Below are 17,557 nucleotides of genomic sequence, written 5' to 3' on the forward strand. Positions count from 1 at the left end.
CATGGAAGCCATCCGCAATGTGCTGGTCCACGATGCCAGCGGGCGTCCGAGCACGAACCACCGGCTGGTGGCCTCCAGCGAGTGGGACGATATTCGCCAGTGGTCGGACAAGGTGTACATGCCTTACAACGTCACGCCCATCGGCAAGGCCAGGAAGCCGGATTCGGTGCTCGATGCAACGCGGATCGGGCACATCACACTGAGCCGGTTCAAGTACGGCATCCCGGTGAACATCAAGGACTTCTCGCCCGAAGCCGGTACCGGAATGGTGCTGACCACGCTGCGCGGATCGGCCCGGCACTGGAGTGAGCTGCGAACATTCAGCGATACCGGTGTGGGCGATGCTTTCTTGGTGGACAACTCGCGCACCCATTACTGGGTGGATTTCGATCACAACCATTTGCAGGTGAACCTGACCTTTGAGCACGACGCGCTGGCCCAACTGTACGAGCGCTGGTTTGGAGAACCGGCCGATGAGCGCCTGTGGCTGCGCACCTTCCGCTTGGGCGGTTCGGGCTCACCCTGGATCGGACTGCTGAGCTATGTGTGCCAGTGCATCACACACATGCCCGAAGCGGTGCAGGCCGGCCCGCTGGGCAAGCATCTGGAAGAAATGATCGGCGTGCACCTGCTCACACAGTGGCGCACGCACCTGGACCAACCCGCAGCACAAAGCGAATATCGGCTCGCACCGCGCCACGTTCTGGCCGCGGAGCGGCACATCCGCGAAAACGCGCGACATGCGCCCACGCTGAGCGAACTAGCAGCAGTGGCGGGGGTGAGTGTGCGTTCGCTCGGTCAGGCCTTTCGTGAGTACAGGGGCTGCACGCCCATGGAAGCGCTGCGGGAACAACGCCTGCAGGGTGTTCGAGCGGAGTTGCTGCTGGCCCGGCCCTGCGCCACCGTCCAGTCGATCGCTGCAGACTGGGGCTTCGCCAACCTGGGGTACTTTGCGAAACTGTTCCGGCAACGCTTCAACGAACTGCCATCTATATCGCTTCGGCGGCACGCGTGGAAGCGGCATCCCTGACCGTCCCGACGTGCACCTTGCGCCCCGTGCCAAGTCGAGACCATTCGGCTTCGATCCTGCGGCAGGACACCAGGCGCAACGTCGAAAATCCGTCATTCCATGTTCAGTGGTCGGCAAATGCTGCCGCCTCAAAGGAGCGCCCCCATTGGCTGACGTTCACTCAGCAGCGCTTCGCTTGCTAGTCGGCAGTCCGCGAAGATTCACGTTTATCGCCCGTTTCTGCGACCGATGATTGGCCGCTCCTGGCCGATAGAGTGAGGGCGCGGTGGTGCCTGCAAGCTGACCTACGGCGCGACGCCGCTTCAGGCCAAAGTCAAGTTGCTGTAATCCCCTTGGGAACCGGTACCAGCAAAAAGCAGCCAATTGAGTTTGCTACCCCTGCAACGATTTCAGATTGTGGTCACTTGTGTGGGAACCTGCGTTGCCGGCGACATGACGCCGGCTTCAACCAAAGCATTGATTTCCGCGTCGGAGAAGCCGAACTCCGTAAGGACCTGGGTCGAGTGTTCGCCCACGTGAGGTGCCTTCGTGGTGGTAGGGGTGGCCGGTGTGCGGCTGAGCGTGACCGGCAGGCCCAAACCACGCGCGTGGCCTCCGAGCCCGTCCTCGACATCCAACACCATGCCGATGGCGCGGGTTTGCTCGTGCTCCAGCGCCTGAATGGCGCTGTTGACGGGCCCGCAGGTGACCCTGTACCCGATTCAGTACCGCCCAGAAGTGGAGATTTCCAGCGACGATAATGAGCGACTGCCCTACGTGTGGGGCAAGGAGCCTCACTTCATGGAACTGCTGACGCTGGAACACTTTTCGGGCTGCGTAAACGAGCCCTTCGCCACCCGGCTGGACGACGTGAGTCTGGAGTTCGTACTGGTCGAGGCCCGGGCCATTGGAGCCGCCGCGCCCCACCCGATGCGCAAGCCGTTTTCCTTGCTGTTCCGCAACACCGCCGCCGTGGTCTTCCCGCAAAAAATCTATCCGATGCACCACCCGAGAGTCGGCGAGGTGGGGATCTTTCTGGTGCCCATCGCGTACGAGAAAGCCGGCTTCCTGTACCAGGCTGTTTTCAACTGACCTTCCCCACTTCTTGCCCACCCGGGCGCTGGGCCGGTGGCGTAGCAACCCCGGTCCGTCTTCCCTTCAGGGCGTCCAGCGCATCAACAGGTGCGAGCCCTCGCCGGCTTCGGCGACAAAACCCAGGCGTTCGTAGAGCTGGCGCGCGCCGGTGTTGGTCTGCAGCACGTGCAGTCGCACGCCACACCCCACGGCGGCCGCGTCGGCCTGGCATTGCCGGATCAATGCCAAACCCAGTCCGCCGTTGCGCAGGCCCGGAAGCAGGCTGATGTGGATGAGCAGGTGCTCGGGTGACGTGCGCAGCAGATAGCAGTTGCCCACCGCACCGCTGTGCCGGTGCTCGATGGCCCAGAAACAGGCCTCGGGGTAGTGCGCCAGATAGTGCCGGTGCTGCAGCGTGAATTGCTGTTCGATGAACTGGCGTTTGACCAGGTCTGGCCACGGCACCTGGGCCATCTCGTCGCTGCGTGTGCTGGCATAGAGATCACATAGCCAGGGCAGGTCCGCGTCGCGCAGCGCACGCAAAGAAAACCCGCGCTCGGTGAAGAGCGCGGGTTCGGGCAGGGGATCGGCGCGTTCCGGCGGGAACGGCGCCAGGCCTTGCAGGGTGGCGGTTGCCACGTCAGGGGAAGGCGGGGAAGACGCCCTGCAGCGCGATGCAGAAATTCACGCCGAGATACGGTTGCTGGTTTTCGTGCGGGAAACCACCGCCCTGGTTCGGCGAGATCATGTTCGGGGCAAAGGTGGTGTTGGGGGACGCGGCGTTGAACGGTTTCGCGGTATTGCTGCCCAGTGTGGAGAGTGCGCTGTTGTTGCTCGGCGTGCCGCTCTTTTTGGCGCTGTCGGATTGCGCGAACGCGTTGATGCCGTGGTTGTGCGTCGGGATTTCGGTGCTGGTGAGGGTGACCGTGCTGACGCCGAAGGTTTCGCCCAGCACTCGTTCGCTGAGCCCCGGGCTCTGGCCTTGTTCGCAGCCAGCACGGGCCCCGAAATTGGGCAGCTGGAACGTGGTCTGCCCGTTGCCACCGTAGTTGGTGCCGATGAGGGCGAACAGCGCGGTGTTCTGCTGGATCGGCAACGTGGCGCCGTTGCAGTACGCCCAGTTGCGCGGGTTGAAGTTGAAGCCGAACATCTGGATTTCGCCGATAAAGGGTTCGCTCATGATCTGATTCCTTTGTGGGGTTTTGCCGCGTTCAGGCCTGCTGCGGGAAGATGCCTTCGGTGGCGATGCAGTACTGCACCGTCAGTGTGGGCATGGTGTTTTCGTGCGGTTGCGAGCCGCCGCCGATGGTGGTGGATTGCGCGGACATCGGGGCGGCAGTGGCGCCGGCAACATCGGTGGCGTAGAAGACGTCGCCGCTGACAGAGCCCGGCAGCAGAGTGTTGCCAGGTGTCAGCGAGGTCGCCGCGCCCGTGGTCGCGACCATGGTGTGCGCGTGCATGGGCATCTGGGTCGTCAGCAACGTCACGTTTTCGGTACCGGCCATCTGGCCAATGACGTAGTTGCTCAGCCCCGGGCCCTGGCCCTGGTGGATGGGCAGGCGGCCACGCAGGTCGGGCACGGCGAAAGTGCTCTGGCCGTCGCCGCCGTAGGTGGTGCCGATGAGGGCGAACAGGGTGTCGTACTGGGAGATCGGCAGCAGGCTGCCGTCGCAGGCCTGCCAGCCGATGGGGGTGCGGCCGAAGCCGAACATGCGAATTTCGCCGATATAAGGTGTGGACATGAAACGGTGCTCCGAATGATCTGTCTGGTGCCCTGGGGTCGGGCCGTCAGTCGCGCGAGGGGAAGATGCCGCTGAGCGCGATGCAGAAATTGATCGCGGTGTAGGGCTGGATGTTCGGGTGCGGCTGGTTGCCGCCGGCCGTGGCCACCGACTGGGCGTTCATCGCCACCAGCGCACCGTTCGAGGGGGCGTACAGGTTGGCCGCCGTCGCGGTGTTGGTGCTGGTGGCCAGCAGGCGGTTCACGGGGGTGCGGTTGTCGCCCGGTGCGGTCGACGCCGCCATGGTGTGGGTGTGCGCCGGCAGGTTGCTCGACAGCAGCGTGACGGTTTCGGCGCCGCCCGTCTGGCCCATCTGCACCGCCGGGGGCTGCCAGTTCGGGTCCACCGAGCTGGCATAACCCACGGGTGAGCGTCCGCGCAGGTCGGGCAGGGCGAAGTTGGTGGTGCCGTTGCCCCCGAACTGCGTTCCCAGCAGTGAGAACAGCGCCTGGTTCTGGCTGATCGGCAGCAACTGGCCGTTGCATTGCGCCCAGAATTTCGGCGCGAAATTGAAGCCGGTCATCATGACCTGGCCAATGAAGAAGTCGCTCACTTCAGTCCCTCCTTAGGTGATGGTTGGCCGGCACAGCTGCCGTTCCGGCTCGGTGCATTCTGTGTGCATCAACCGGTCGATGCAAGACCGCGTCGGCGGCTCGGACCGCGTGTCGTCTCAGCGCTTGCCGGGGCCGCGGACGGGCCAGGATCCTGCCGGGGAAGGCGCCTGACAAGGGGCGACGGTCAACGGACGGGGTGGGTGTTTTTTCGTAAAAATCCTCACGGAAATCATCTGAAAAAACTGAAAAATAAAGGGCTGACGTTGTAAATTCGCTACTTTTTGTGTAGCTCTCTGTAACTATACTGGCCGCTCTGATGGGGCATTCCGTGTGCCGTTCCAGTCAATAGAACAAGTCGAATCGACCTTGAGGGGGGGCAAGAATGCCGTCAAGATTTCTGAATCTGGTTGTTGCGTGGGTGCGTGTCTTGCGCACTTGTCGGATGTCACTGACGCGATGGATCTGGCTCTCCATGGCGTTGTGCCTGCCGAGTCTGGCGATGGCCCAGGGGGTGTCGCCCTACTGCCCTACGCAAAACCTCACGGTGAGCAATGGCGGGTCGGTGACCTCAATCGATCTGGCCAATTGTGATGGTCCGTTCAATTTCGGGATGGGTGGGCCTAACCCGCCCAACCTGCCGGTAAATGGCACCGCGATTCTCAGCCTGCAGTCCGGGCCTGGCAATCAAACGGTCACCTACACCCACAATGGCAGCGCGACCACCACCGACACCTTCAAGCTGGACGATGAAAACGGTGACTTTCTCACTTTCAACGTCACCATCAGCCCGCCAGCCTCGGCCATCGTGGTGTCCCCGGCGTCGTTGCCGACCCTGACCGCTGGCACGCCGTTCTCGCAGACCCTGAGCTCCAGCGGCGGCACCGCGCCTTACACTTATACCTTGCAATCCGGCACATTGCCGGTCGGCCTCAGCCTGTCTGGCGCCGGGGTGCTCAGCGGCACGCCGACCCAGCGCGGCAGCTACAGCTTCACCGTCCGCTCGACCGATTCGACAACGCCAACCGCGGATTTCGTGGACAAGGGCTACACCGGCACGGTGCAGAACCCGACGCTGTCCATCACACCGACCAGCGCCACCGCCATCCAGAGCGTGGCGTTCTCCCAGACCCTGACCGGCGTCGGTGGCGTTGCACCCTATTCCTATCTGCTCGAAACCGGCAGCTTCCCGGCGGGCATTTCCATCTCCAGCGCCGGCGTGATCAGCGGCACCACGGCCGCCGCGACGGGCGCCTACCCGGTCTCACTGCGCGTCACCGACGCCAGCACCCCCAGCAATTCGGCATATTTCGAACTCGAAAGCTTCACGCTCAACGTCAGCCCGCCGCCGTCGGTGTCGATCGCGGTTTCCCCCGCCAGCGTGTCTGAAGACGGCGCGACCAACCTCGTCTACACCGTCACCCGCAGCCTGAACCTGGCCTCGGCGACGGTGGTCAACATTGCCACCAGTGGCACCGCCACCTCGGGCGTGGATTACACCGGCGGCGTCGCCACCGTCAGCATCCCCGGCGGCGCGACCACGGCGACCATCACCATCAACCCCACGGTGGACGGCACGGTCGAGACCGATGAAACCGTCACCCTGACGGTCGCCGCCGGCACCGGCTACACCGTGGGCGCGCCCGCCAGCGCCACGGGCACCATCCTCAACGACGATGTGCCCACGGCCTCCATCGCGGTGGCGCCGGCCAGCGTGGCCGAAGACGGTGCGAGCAACCTGGTCTACACCGTCACCCTGAACCAGGCGTCGTTCTCGGCGCTGTCCATCAACTTCACCGTGGGCGGCACCGCCACCTCCGGCACCGACTACGCGGCCGTGACCTCTCCGCTGGTCATTCCGGCCGGCAACACCACCGGCACCATCACGGTCGACCCGACCGCCGATGCCACCATCGAAACCGACGAGACGGTGAGCCTCACCCTCGCGGCCGGCACCGGCTACACGGTGGGCGTGCCGACCAGCGCCACCGGCACCATCCTCAACGACGACCTGCCGACGCTGACCATCAACGACGTGACCGCCAGCGAAGGCAACGCCGGCACCACAAACTTCACCTTCACGGTGAGCCTCAGCGAGCCGGCCGGTCCGGGCGGCGTGACCTTCGACATCGCCACCGCCAACGGCACCGCCACGGCGGGCGCCGACTACGTCGCCAACAGCCTGACCGGCCAGACCATCCCGGCCGCCAGCAGCACCTACAGCTTCTCCGTGCAGGTCAACGGGGATGTGCTCAACGAGCCCAGCGAGACCTTCTTCGTCAACGTGACCAACGTGGTCAACGCCGTCGTCGCGGACGCCCAGGGCCTGGGCACCATCGTCAACGACGATCCGCTGCCGAGCCTGTCCATCAACGACGTCACCGTGCTCGAGGGCAACAGTGGCACCACCAGCGCCGTCTTCACCGTCACCCTGAGTGCGGCCAGCGGCCAGACCGTCAGCGTCAACTACGCGAGCGCCGACGGCACCGCCAACCAACCGGCCGACTACACCAGCAGCAGTGGCACGCTGACCTTCACCCCGGGCCAGACCACCCAGCCCGTCACGGTGCTGGTGGCGGGCGAGACCGTGCCCGAGGCCGGCGAAACCTTCTTCGTCAACCTCAGTGGTGCGAGCAATGCCACCATCTCCGACAACCAGGGCGTGGGCACCATCACCAACGACGACGTGCCGGTGAGCATCAGCCCGGCAACGCTGCCCAACGGCGCCGTCACCGCGGCCTACAGCCAGACCCTCACCGCCAGCGGCGGCGTGTCGCCCTACAGCTTCGCGGTGACGGCCGGCGCCTTGCCCGCGGGCCTGACCCTGTCTGCAGGGGGTGTGCTCAGCGGCACGCCGACGGCGGGCGGCAGCTTCAACTTCACCGCCACCGCCACCGACAGCAGCCCCTTCCCGGGTCCGTTCGCGGGCAGCCAGTCCTACACGCTCGTCGTGACCGCTCCCACCATCGTGCTGCCGGCGACCAGCCTGGCGGGTGGCACGGTGGGCACAGCCTACGCCGACGCCATCACGGTGGCTTCGGGCGGCACGGCGCCCTACAGCTATGCGGTCACCGTGGGAGCCCTGCCGGGCGGTCTGAGCCTCAACGCCGCGAGCGGCGCCATCACCGGCACCCCCAGCGCACCGGGCACCTTCAACTTCAGCATCACCGCGAGCGACAGCAGCACCGGCACCGGCCCGTACACCGCGACCCAGGCGTATGCGATCACCGTGATCGACGTCCCGCCGGTGGCCAACGCGGTGTCGCTCACCGTGGCGTACAACGCGGCCGCCACGCCGGTGACGCTGAACATCACCGGTGGCGCGGCAACCTCGGTGGCCGTGGGCACCGCCGCGAGCCATGGCACGGCCATCGCCAGTGGCACCAGCATCACCTACCAGCCGACGACTGGCTATGCCGGCCCCGACAGCTTCACCTACACGGCGACCAACAGCGGCGGCACCTCGGCGCCGGCCACGGTCACGGTCACGGTGAACGACCCGGTCATCACCATCACTGCAAGCGGTGGTTTCGCGGCCACCGTCGGCACACCGTATACCCAGACCTTCACTTGGAATGGTGGGGCGCAGCCCTGGAGCGGTTTCCAGGTGACCAACCTGCCCGCCGGTCTGTCGATCACCGGTACCACGGCCAACAGCGTCACCGTCTCCGGCACCCCGACCCAGGCCGGCAGCTTCACGCTCAACGTCTTCGCCACCGACAGCAGCACCGGCAACGGCCCGTACACGGTCGGCCAGGCTTTCGTGCTGAGCGTGGCCGCGCCGGGCTTGGCGCTGACCCCGGCCGCCACCACCTTCAACACGCCCTATGCCGCGCCCTACAGCCAGAGCTTCACGGCCAGCGGCGGCACCGGTCCGTACAACTACGCGTTGACAGGGGGCCCCCTGCCGACCGGGGTGACGTTCTCGGGCAACACCGTCGCGGGTACACCCACGGTGCCGGGCAGCACCAACTTCACCATCACGGCCACCGACACCGGCTCCACCGGTACCGGTGCGCCGTTCTCGATCGCGCAGAACTACACGCTGACCGTCGCCGCCGCGGCCATCGTGGTGAGTCCGGCGACCCTGCCGGGCGCCACAGCCGGCACGGCCTACAGCCAGACCCTCAGCGCCAGCGGTGGCGTGGCCACCTACGGCTTCTCCGTGAGCGCCGGCAGTCTGCCCTCCGGTCTGACCCTGTCCGCCGGGGGAGCACTGAGCGGCACGCCCACCGAGGCCGGCAGCTTCCCGGTCACCGTGACCGCGACCGATGCGAATGGCCAGACCGGCAGCCGCGCCTACACCCTGGTGGTGGGCGCGCCCACGCTGACCATGACACCGCCCCCGGGCACCCTCAACGCGCCCTATGGCGTGCCCTTCAGCCAGACCTTCGCCGTCAGCGGCAGCCCGGGCCCCTACAACCGCGTGATGGTTGGCACGCTGCCGTCCGGCCTGTCGATCAGCGGCTACACGATCTCGGGCACCCCGACGCAGTTGGGCAGCTTCAACATCAGCATCACGATGATCGACTCTGGCCTGACGGGTACCGGCGCGCCGTTCTCGATCACCCAGAACTACACCATCGAGGTGGCCGCGCCGACCGTGGTGGTCAGCCCGACGACGCTGCCCAACCCCACCCCCGGGGTGGCTTACAGCCAGACGCTCACGGCCAGCGGAGGCATTGCGCCCTACAGCTTCGCCCTGTCCAGCGGCAGCCTGCCCGCGGGCCTCACATTGGGCACCGGTGGTGCGCTCACGGGCACGCCGACCGAGGTCGGCAGCTTCAACTTCACGGTCACCGCGACCGACAGCTTCAGCCAGGCCGGCAGCCGCGCCTACACCCTGGTCATCGGCGCACCGACGCTGACCATGACGCCGGCCGCCGGCACGCTGACGGCCCCCTATGGCAGCGCCTACACGCAGAGCTTCAGCACCAGCGGCAGCCCGGGCCCGCACACCTACGCACTGACCGGCGCCTTGCCGACGGGGCTGAGCTTCAGCGGCAGCACGCTGTCGGGCACACCGACCGCGCCGGGGAGTTATCCGGTCACCATCACGGCGACCGACAGTGTGCTGACCGGCGCGGGGTCGCCGTTTGCGATCGCCCAGAACTACGTGGTGGAGGTGGCCGCACCGACCATCGTGATGGCGCCCGCCACGCTGCCCGAACCGGTGGCCGGTGAGGCCTACAGCCAGCTCATCACCGCCACCGGCGGTGTGGCGCCCTACAGCTTCGCGCTGACCTCGGGCGCGTTGCCCTCGGGCCTGAGCCTGAGCGCCGCCGGTTTGCTGTCGGGCACCGCCACGCAGGTGGGTGTCTTCAACATCACCGTGACTGCCACCGACGCCAACAGCCAGGAGTCGAGCCGCAATTTCGTGTTCACGGTCAGCGCGACCCCGAGCCAGAGCCTGGAGATGCAGTTGGTGAGCAATGCGGACGAGGACGGCAACGGCCAGGTGTCGCTGAGCGATACCCTGACTTACCGCGTCACCGTGAGCAACACGGGCTTTGTGCCCCTCACCGACGTGGTGATCAGCGATGCGTTGATCAACCCCGGCAATGTGGTCTGTGCCAGCGTGCTGCCGGGCCAGACCTGTGTGCTCCAGGGCACCTACCGGGTCACCGCGGCCGACGTGCGGGCCCGCCGGGTGGTGAACGTGGCCACGGTCACGGACAACATGTGTGCCTCGGGTAGCCAGGAGGCATCTTGCCGCGTCGTGTTGACGACGCTGGTCACTGCTGCCGTGGTGCAGGCGAAGGACGATGACTTCGGTGAGGCCATGTGCGCCAAATCGGACGTGGTGGTGGGCAACGCTTACAAGAACGACACCCTGGACGGCCGCCCCATCCGCGCGGCCGACTTTCTGGGCACAGTGACCTCTGCGGCCAAACCCGCCAACCCGGGCAAGCCCGTTCCCGAACTCAACACGGCCACGGGGGATGTGACTGTGCCGGGCGGCACGCCGGGCGGCACCTACGTCATCGGGTACCGGATCTGCCAGCGCAGCGTGTCGAACAACTGCGACAGCGCCCGGATCGTGGTGAAGGTCAAGCAGTGCCAGGTGCGGGTCCGTGTGATCAAGACCGCGCAGACGAAGCAGGTCCGCGTGGGCGACTTCGTGTCCTACACCTTGCAGGTGGACAACCTCACGGAGAACGACGGCGAGGTGGACGGCCTGCAGATCGTGGACACGCCGCCGCCGGGCTTCAGCCTGGTGCCGGGCAGCGTGCGCTTCCAGGACGAGGACACGCGCGGTTCGGTCGACGGGATCGGCCCGATCACACTGGGCCAGATCGACCTGGCGAGCAACGGTCGGGCGTACATCAGCTACGTGATGCGGGTGGGCGCCAACGCGCGCCGGGGCGATGCCGTCAACACGGCCGATCCGTTCCTCGTGGTCGGGAAGGCCGGCAGCACGGCCGATTCGTTCAACGAGGGCGGGAAAGTCGGCAACACGGCCAAGGCCGTGGTGGTGGTGATCGCCGACGCCGACGCCGATGAGACCTCCATCATCGGCAAGGTGTTCATCGACCAGGACGGCGACGGCTGGCAGGACAGCGCCGACGCGCAGGACGTGCGCATCCAGGGCGGCCTCGATCCGGCGGTGTACGTGGCCGGCTCCACCACGGTGGACCGCGGACAGGGTGCGCAGCCCGAGCCGGACGCGAGCGTTCCGCTGTTGCGCGGCATCCGCATCGGCACGGTCCGTGGGCGCGAGGGCGACGACGAGACGGTGCCCCTGCCCCGGGTGGTGATCAGCCAGTGGGTGACGGAACCGGTGTTCAGCGGCGACAGCGTGATCACCAGCGGGGAAGGGGCCCGAATCGTCGTGAAGCCCAGCGGTGAAGTGCGTTACGAACACGCGGGCGATGTGGCCGCCGGCCTGAACCACCAGGACCTGCGCGTGCAGCGCACGGTCACGCCGCTGGAGGGCAAACACCGTGTCGACTACGTCATCACCAACCACGGGGTCTCCGAAGTGGGCATTCCCGGTGTGCGTCTGGCCAGCCCCGAAGGCCTGGTGGTGCAGACCGACAGCTACGGACGCTTCCACCTGGAAGGCATTGATACAGGGGCACGCGCCCACGGGCGCAACTTCGTGTTCAAGGTCGATCCGGTCAGCCTGCCGCCGGGCGCCCGGGTGACCACGGCGAATCCCCTGGTGCGCCGCCTCACGGGGGGCCTGATGGTGCGCTTCGACTTTGGCGTCGGGTTCGGCAGGCAGACGCCTGCCGCGGCCCCCGCAGCCAAGTGATGGCGCCGAAACCCGCAGCCCCCAGTACGGATGACCGCATGATGAACACCTATACCAATCACATCGAACGTCTGCTGCGCGCACGCTGCCCAGCGAGTGCGGGCACGGGCTGGCTCCGTGGCATCGCCCTGGTTCCACTGGGCGCGCTCTTCGCGTTGACGCCGCTGGCCGCGAGTGCCCAGGTGGTGGAGCGTGCTCCCCTGGCGCAGGCGGCCGGGGCGCCCGAGGCGGGTCAGCCGCAGGACGCGGCCGCAACCACCACGGCCAAGCCGGTGGTCAGGCCCGGGCAGGTTCTGTCCTTGCCCGGCGGAGGCCGGGTGTGGGCGACCGAAGACCCGGCCAACCTCAGTCCGCAAATGAACGTCTCGGCCCAGGGCATCGCGGGTCTTCGCGACGACCGGCTGGTCGAAGGGCTGAGTTTCAACATCAGCAACAACTACGCCAGCTTCATCGAACGCATGGAGTTGCTCATCTACAGCGGGCGCGACACCGATCTGGTCAAGCCGCTGGTGCGGCTGCCCGTGGCCGTGAGCGGCGAAGGGGTGGTCCAGTGGGACGGTCAGTTGCCCGCGGGCCACCGGCTGCGCCCGGGTGACACCCTGGTCTACCTGGTGCGGGCCTACGGTCATGGCGGGCAGGCCGACGAAACCCAGGCGCGCAGGGTGCGCCTGTACACCGAGGAAGAATGGCGCAGCGCCAAGGAGCAGCTGATCAGCCAGAGCAACGAACTGGCCGATGGCTTCACGCTGGACCAGCGCCTGGCGCGCGAGGCGCAGCTGGTCAACGGCCTGGTGAAGCAGAACATCCCGCTGTCGGGATCGATCGTGCGCATCTTCGGCCAGGACATGCCCGACCAGGCCAGCATCCGGATCAACGGCAAGAGCGCAGCCATCGACGTCAACCAGCGCTTTGTCTCCGAGTTTCTGCTCCCGGTCGGGGCGCATGCGCTGACGATCGACGTCAGCGGCCTGCCGGGCCAGCCGGTCTTCACGCGCCAGCTCGACGTGAACATCAGTGGCGAGTACTTCTTCATGGTCGGCATGGCCGACTTCTACCTCTCCAAGTCCCAGGTCACGGGCAACATCGTGCCCGCGGCCGCGGAAGATGGCTTCGATCAGGAGCTGCTCAAGGAAGGGCGCCTGGCCTTCTACCTCAAGGGCAAGATCCAGGGCAAGTACCTCTTCACGGCGCAGGCCGACACCGAAGACCAGGAACTCAACAACCTGTTCCACGACTTCTTCAAGGCCACGCCGCAGGACATCTTCCGCCGCCTCGACCCCGATCAGTATTACTCGGTGTATGGCGACGACTCCACCAGCTACCGCGATGCCGACAGCGCGGGCAAGCTCTACCTGCGCCTGGACTGGGACAAGAACCAGGCGGTGTGGGGCAACTTCAACACCGGCATCAGCGGCGGCGAGTTCAACCAGTACAACCGCACCCTCTACGGCGGCGCGCTCAAGTGGCGCAGCAACGAGACCACGCCGTACGACGACCCCAGGTCGCAGCTCAGCGTTTTCGCCTCCGAGTCCCAGACCGCCAAGGGCTACAGCGACCTGCTGGGCACCGGGGGTAGCCTGTACTACCTCAAGCACACCGACATCCTGCGCGGCTCCGAGCAGCTGCGTATCGAAGTGCGCGACACCGTCACCGGCCAGGTCGTACAGCGCGGCCGCTTGGTATTCGGCACCGACTACGAAATCGACTACATCCAGGGCCGCATCATCCTGAGCCGGCCACTGGGGCGCAGCGAGCTCGACAGTGGCTTCGGCATCGTGCGCCTGAGCGCCGACGGTGACTACGAGAACCACCTGCTGGTGGACTACGAGTACGTGCCCGAGGGCATGGAGAACCTGGTGGCTGGCGGGCGGGGTCAGGTCTGGGCCGGGGACCACGTGGCCGTGGGGGGCACCTACGTGACGGAAGAGCGCGCCGGTGACGACTACCAGCTCCGCGGGGCGGACCTCACCTTGCGCGCCGGGCGCGGCACCTACCTCAAGGCGGAGGTCGCGCAGAGCGAATCGACCCAGGCCAGCGCGCACTTTTCCGACAACGGCGGCCTGACCTACACCGACCGCACCGCCGAGGTGGCGACCGAACCGCGCTCCGGCCAGGCCGTGGGGGTCGAGGCAAGGATCAACCTCAACGAGCTGGGTTGGACGCAGGAGAACGTGAGCGCCGGCGCCTGGTACAAGGACCGCGAAGCCGGTTACTCCACGGCGCGGGCCGAAACCGGGGGGCTGCGCAGCCGCGAGTCCGGGGTCGAGACGATGGCCGAGGTGGGCACCGATCTGGACGTCGGGGCGCGCATGAGCCGCCGCGAAGTCGAGGGGGAGAACCGCATCGACCAGGTGCAGCTGGTGAGCAACTGGTATCTGGACGATAAACAGAGCCTGGGGCTGGAGGTGCGCCAGGTTCGCAGCGTCGAGGCCAGCGGCGAGTTCATCGACCCCGATGCGCTGGCCGACAGCACTGGCGCCGGCGTGGGCACCGCGACCTACGCGGGTCTGCGCTACAAGCGCAAGCTCAGCGGCCGCACCGAGGTGTACGGCTTTGTGCAAAGCACGCTGCAAAGCGACGAAGGGCTGAAGAACGATCGCTACGGCGTGGGGGCGACCCGGCGCTTTGGCGAACGCTCCTCCGCCACCGGCGAGGTCTCCACCGGCACGCTGGGGCTGGCCGGAAAGCTCGAAGGCAGCTACTACCTCACGCCCGACTACAACCTGTACTCGCGCTACACCTACGCCCACCAGCCCGGCGACATCTTCGGCAGCGAGTTCCTGGAAGACGGCGCCGGTCGCACCTTCTCGGTGGGGCAGCGCTGGAACGCGGGCAGTGGCCTGAGCCTGTTCCAGGAGGCGCAGCTGAGCCACCGGGCCGATGAAGACGGGCAGGGCCAGAACCTGGGGCTGGACTACAACGTCGCGCGGCACTGGCAACTGGGCTTCCGCTACGCGCAGAGCCGGATCGAGCACGCCGAGGGAGGCGAAACCACGCGCCGCTCTGGCACCGTGCTGGCCAGCTACAACGACAACCGCACCAGCTTCACACCGCGCTTGGAGGTCCGGCGTGACCGGGGCGCGCAGTCGCGCGACCAGTACCTGCTCAGCGTGGGCCTGAAACACAAGTTCAGCGAAGACTGGCGCACCGCGGTCCGCCTCAGGACCGCGCTCACCCAGGACAAGCTCTCCAGCGTGGACGAAGCGCGCTTCACCGAAGCCAACTTCGGGCTGGCCTACCGCCCCGCGGGCAACAACCGCTGGGCCTGGCTGGGCAAATACACCTACGTGTACGACCTGGGCGCACTGACGCAGGTGTCGCCCACCTCGGGCGTGGCCAACAACGAGGTGGACCAGCGCGCGCACATCCTCGCCAACGAGCTGCTCTACCGCATCAACCCGCTGTGGGAGGTGGGCGGCAAATACGCCTACCGCCAAGGCGAGTTGCGCGAAGGCCGCAACACCGGCGCCTGGTACAAGAACACCCGGCACTTCGCCGCCGGCCAGGTGCGCATGCATATGCTCCAGTCCTGGGACGCCCTGGTCGAACACCGCTGGCTGAAGACGGTGCAGGACAAGAACACGCAGTCGGGCTGGCTGGTGGGCGTGGACAAGCAGATCACCCCCTACTTCCGCCTGGGCATGGGCTACAACTTCACCAGTTTCAGTGACGACCTGCGCCACACCGACTACCGCTTCAAGGGCTGGTACCTCAATGCGGTGGGTGTCTATTGAGAGTCGGGACGCCCTGAAGTCTTGACTGGTGAGATGGACTCCCTCCGTTAGTTTGCGTGAAAAATGCGCTCTGGTCTTCTTTGGCGTGGGGATCAGGTTCTTCATCCCCTGCGCGGTGCACCGCGCGAGGTGTAGACGCATCTTTGATGATCAAGCACTGGATGGGTTCAATGCACTTCCTGACCCGAGGCATCCAGAACGTGTCAACCGAGATGAGCCTGAACGGGTTGGCGTACAACTTCAAACGCGTCCTCAGCATCCTTGGCTTTGAACGAACCAAGAAAGCAATGCAGTTGTTGGTGCGCATAAGCGCCCTTTGCGGTTGGTCGGCCCGATCTAATGTGGGCGCCAGTCCCGATTTGAGCCACATGCCGAACCGTGAGTGAGCCAGGCTGGGGCAGCGAAATGTCAGCGCTGTTAACGGCTTCCCCCTCGCTTTGGTGGCTCAACAAATAGTCGGAGCGTGGCTCAAATCGGGGCTGGCATCAACACCGACGCGCTTTCTCTCCACCATCCAGATCGGCATCACCTCCATCGGCGTGCTCAACGGTATCGTCGGCGAGGCCGCGCTGGCCGCGCCGCTGGCCCTCTGGCTGGCCACAGCGGGCGTGCCCGAGCACTACAGCCAGCTCGCCGCCACCGGCCTGGTGGTGGTGCTCATCACCTACTTCTCCATCGTGGTCGGCGAACTCGTGCCCAAGCGCATCGGCCAGTCCAACCCCGAGTTGCTCGCGCGCCTGGTAGCGCGGCCCATCAACTGGTTGGCCATGGCCACCAAACCCTTCGTGGTGCTGCTCTCGCTCTCCACCAAAGGCCTGCTGCGGGTGCTGGGCATCAAGCAAGGCAATGCCAATGCCGTGACCGAAGAAGAGATCCACGCCATGCTCGAAGAGGGCACCAGCGCAGGCGTGATCGAGTCGCACGAACACACCATGGTGCGCAACGTATTCCGGCTCGACGACCGGCAGATCGGCTCGCTCATGGTGCCGCGCAGCGACGTCGTCGTGCTCGACCTGGAACAGAGCTTTGAGGTGAACATGGCGCGCGTCGAAGCTTCCGACCATGCGCGCTTCCCTGTGGTCCGCGGCGGCCTCAACAACGTGGCGGGTGTGGTCAACGCCCGCAAGTGGCTCTCGCAAGCGCTGCGCGGCAGCGAACGCGAACTGGCCACCCAGCCGCTGCAAGAACCACTGTACGTGCCAGAGACCATCACCGGCATGGAACTGCTGGGCAACTTCCGCCAGTCGGGCGGGCAGATGGCGTTCGTCATCGACGAGTACGGCGAGGTGCAGGGCATCGTGACGCTGCAAGACCTGATCGAGGCCATCACCGGCGAGTTCAGCCCGCGCGACCCTGAAACCTCGTGGGCGATGCAACGCGACGACGGCTCCTGGCTGCTCGACGGCCACATCCCCGTGCCCGAACTCAAGGACCGCCTGGCGCTGGACGCGGTACCCGACGAAGAACGCGGCAGTTACTACACGCTCAGTGGCCTCATGATGCTGCTGACCGGACGCCTGCCCAAGGAAGGCGACCAAGTCGAATGGGAAGCGTGGCGCTTCGAGATCGTGGACATGGACGGCCGCACCATCGACAAGGTGCTCGCCACCCGCCTCGACCCGAACGCGCCCGAGAGCACCGACGAGGTGACCACGCCATGAGCCGGCTACGGCCCTGCGCGCTCGCCGCTGCGGCGGCTGCGTGGCTCACCCTGAGCGCCTGCTCCGACGGCTATACCGGCAAAGGCGATGTCCTGCGCCTGGAATACGGCATGAGCCAGGAGGACACCCTGTACGCCATGAACCAGATCGGGCACGGCAAGCATCTGGAAACCCATGCCCGCTTCGTGCTGCTGGACGGTTGCGTGCTGGAAGTGCACGCCCGGCGCCAGTTCGATGGCAAGGACTCCCGGGCCATCCTGCTGCCGGGCACCGAAGCCGCTCTGGAGAAGCACCCTGGCGGCGAAACCTACAGCGTGAAGCTGAACAGCGCCACACCCGGCTACCCCGATCACACCGTTCTCAGCAACGCTCCCTGGTCCGAGGCCACCCAGATGAAATGGCTGCTGGACTACGTGCGGCGCTTCTGCTGATCCGGCACACCCAGCCTTGATAGCCTTCATCGCGCAACGCTGGCACGGCCGCGGATAT

12 protein-coding genes are annotated in these 17,557 nt (G+C 66.3%); 7 read left to right on the top strand and 5 right to left on the bottom strand.

The annotated features are described in order from the left end of the window. Position 1: 1 nt before the first annotated feature. On the top strand, positions 2-1,030 hold the full coding sequence (locus F3K02_RS13835) for a helix-turn-helix transcriptional regulator (RefSeq protein WP_177136206.1): 1,029 nt from the start codon (positions 2-4) through the stop codon (positions 1,028-1,030). Between the two features lie 389 nt (positions 1,031-1,419). Here F3K02_RS13835 and F3K02_RS13840 read toward each other — a convergent pair whose 3' ends face one another. After that, positions 1,420-1,731, bottom strand: a complete 312-nt coding sequence (locus tag F3K02_RS13840) for a CoA transferase (RefSeq protein WP_177136389.1) — start codon at positions 1,729-1,731, stop codon at positions 1,420-1,422. Here F3K02_RS13840 and F3K02_RS13845 point away from each other — a divergent pair. Next, positions 1,691-2,101 carry a DUF6916 family protein gene (locus tag F3K02_RS13845; RefSeq protein WP_246309470.1) on the top strand — a complete coding sequence of 137 codons (411 nt, stop codon included), beginning with the start codon at positions 1,691-1,693 and terminating at the stop codon, positions 2,099-2,101. The two genes, F3K02_RS13840 and F3K02_RS13845, sit on opposite strands and share 41 nt — an antisense overlap. A 66-nt stretch (positions 2,102-2,167) precedes the next feature. Here F3K02_RS13845 and F3K02_RS13850 read toward each other — a convergent pair whose 3' ends face one another. The 4 genes from F3K02_RS13850 to F3K02_RS13865 are packed head-to-tail and all read right to left on the bottom strand — an operon-like array spanning position 2,168 to position 4,390. After that, the gene (locus F3K02_RS13850; protein ID WP_177136207.1) at positions 2,168-2,722 is read right to left on the bottom strand and encodes a GNAT family N-acetyltransferase; all 555 of its coding nucleotides are present in this window, start codon (positions 2,720-2,722) and stop codon (positions 2,168-2,170) included. A gap of 1 nt (position 2,723) precedes the next feature. Continuing rightward, on the bottom strand, positions 2,724-3,263 hold the full coding sequence (locus tag F3K02_RS13855) for a phage tail protein (RefSeq protein WP_177136208.1): 540 nt from the start codon (positions 3,261-3,263) through the stop codon (positions 2,724-2,726). Positions 3,264-3,294: 31 nt separating this feature from the next. After that, the gene (locus F3K02_RS13860; protein WP_177136209.1) at positions 3,295-3,825 is read right to left on the bottom strand and encodes a phage tail protein; all 531 of its coding nucleotides are present in this window, start codon (positions 3,823-3,825) and stop codon (positions 3,295-3,297) included. A gap of 46 nt (positions 3,826-3,871) precedes the next feature. Further along, on the bottom strand, positions 3,872-4,390 hold the full coding sequence (locus F3K02_RS13865) for a phage tail protein (protein ID WP_218179466.1): 519 nt from the start codon (positions 4,388-4,390) through the stop codon (positions 3,872-3,874). A gap of 470 nt (positions 4,391-4,860) precedes the next feature. Here F3K02_RS13865 and F3K02_RS13870 point away from each other — a divergent pair, with 470 nt between their 5' ends. The 5 genes from F3K02_RS13870 (at position 4,861) to F3K02_RS13890 (ending at position 17,499) form a co-directional block, all read left to right on the top strand. Continuing rightward, entirely contained in the window at positions 4,861-11,673 is a 6,813-nt protein-coding gene (locus F3K02_RS13870; protein ID WP_177136211.1) for a beta strand repeat-containing protein, read from the top strand. A gap of 38 nt (positions 11,674-11,711) precedes the next feature. Then, a complete protein-coding gene (locus F3K02_RS13875) occupies positions 11,712-15,407 on the top strand; it encodes a TonB-dependent receptor (RefSeq protein ID WP_177136212.1) in 3,696 nt (1,231 codons plus the stop codon). A 146-nt stretch (positions 15,408-15,553) separates the two neighbouring features. Next, positions 15,554-15,793 carry a hypothetical protein gene (locus F3K02_RS13880; RefSeq protein WP_177136213.1) on the top strand — a complete coding sequence of 80 codons (240 nt, stop codon included), beginning with the start codon at positions 15,554-15,556 and terminating at the stop codon, positions 15,791-15,793. A gap of 54 nt (positions 15,794-15,847) precedes the next feature. Continuing rightward, entirely contained in the window at positions 15,848-17,068 is a 1,221-nt protein-coding gene (locus F3K02_RS13885) for a hemolysin family protein (protein WP_425485598.1), read from the top strand. Beyond that, on the top strand, positions 17,065-17,499 hold the full coding sequence (locus F3K02_RS13890; protein WP_177136214.1) for a hypothetical protein: 435 nt from the start codon (positions 17,065-17,067) through the stop codon (positions 17,497-17,499). Before F3K02_RS13885 ends, F3K02_RS13890 begins: the two co-directional genes overlap by 4 nt. Positions 17,500-17,557 lie beyond the last annotated feature (58 nt).

It is taken from the genome of Hydrogenophaga aromaticivorans (assembly GCF_013387465.1).
GTDB lineage: Bacteria > Pseudomonadota > Gammaproteobacteria > Burkholderiales > Burkholderiaceae_C > Hydrogenophaga > Hydrogenophaga aromaticivorans.

Excerpts from the sequence above, each read along its gene's own strand:
- F3K02_RS13870 (WP_177136211.1), top strand. The coding sequence starts at position 4,861 with ATGTCACTGACGCGATGGATCTGGCTCTCCATGGCGTTGTGCCTGCCG.
- F3K02_RS13845 (WP_246309470.1), top strand. The coding sequence starts at position 1,691 with ATGGCGCTGTTGACGGGCCCGCAGGTGACCCTGTACCCGATTCAGTAC.
- F3K02_RS13860 (WP_177136209.1), bottom strand. The coding sequence starts at position 3,825 with ATGTCCACACCTTATATCGGCGAAATTCGCATGTTCGGCTTCGGCCGC.
- F3K02_RS13835 (WP_177136206.1), top strand. The coding sequence starts at position 2 with ATGGAAGCCATCCGCAATGTGCTGGTCCACGATGCCAGCGGGCGTCCG.
- F3K02_RS13875 (WP_177136212.1), top strand. The coding sequence starts at position 11,712 with ATGATGAACACCTATACCAATCACATCGAACGTCTGCTGCGCGCACGC.
- F3K02_RS13890 (WP_177136214.1), top strand. The coding sequence starts at position 17,065 with ATGAGCCGGCTACGGCCCTGCGCGCTCGCCGCTGCGGCGGCTGCGTGG.
- F3K02_RS13865 (WP_218179466.1), bottom strand. The coding sequence starts at position 4,390 with ATGATGACCGGCTTCAATTTCGCGCCGAAATTCTGGGCGCAATGCAAC.
- F3K02_RS13855 (WP_177136208.1), bottom strand. The coding sequence starts at position 3,263 with ATGAGCGAACCCTTTATCGGCGAAATCCAGATGTTCGGCTTCAACTTC.
- F3K02_RS13880 (WP_177136213.1), top strand. The coding sequence starts at position 15,554 with ATGATCAAGCACTGGATGGGTTCAATGCACTTCCTGACCCGAGGCATC.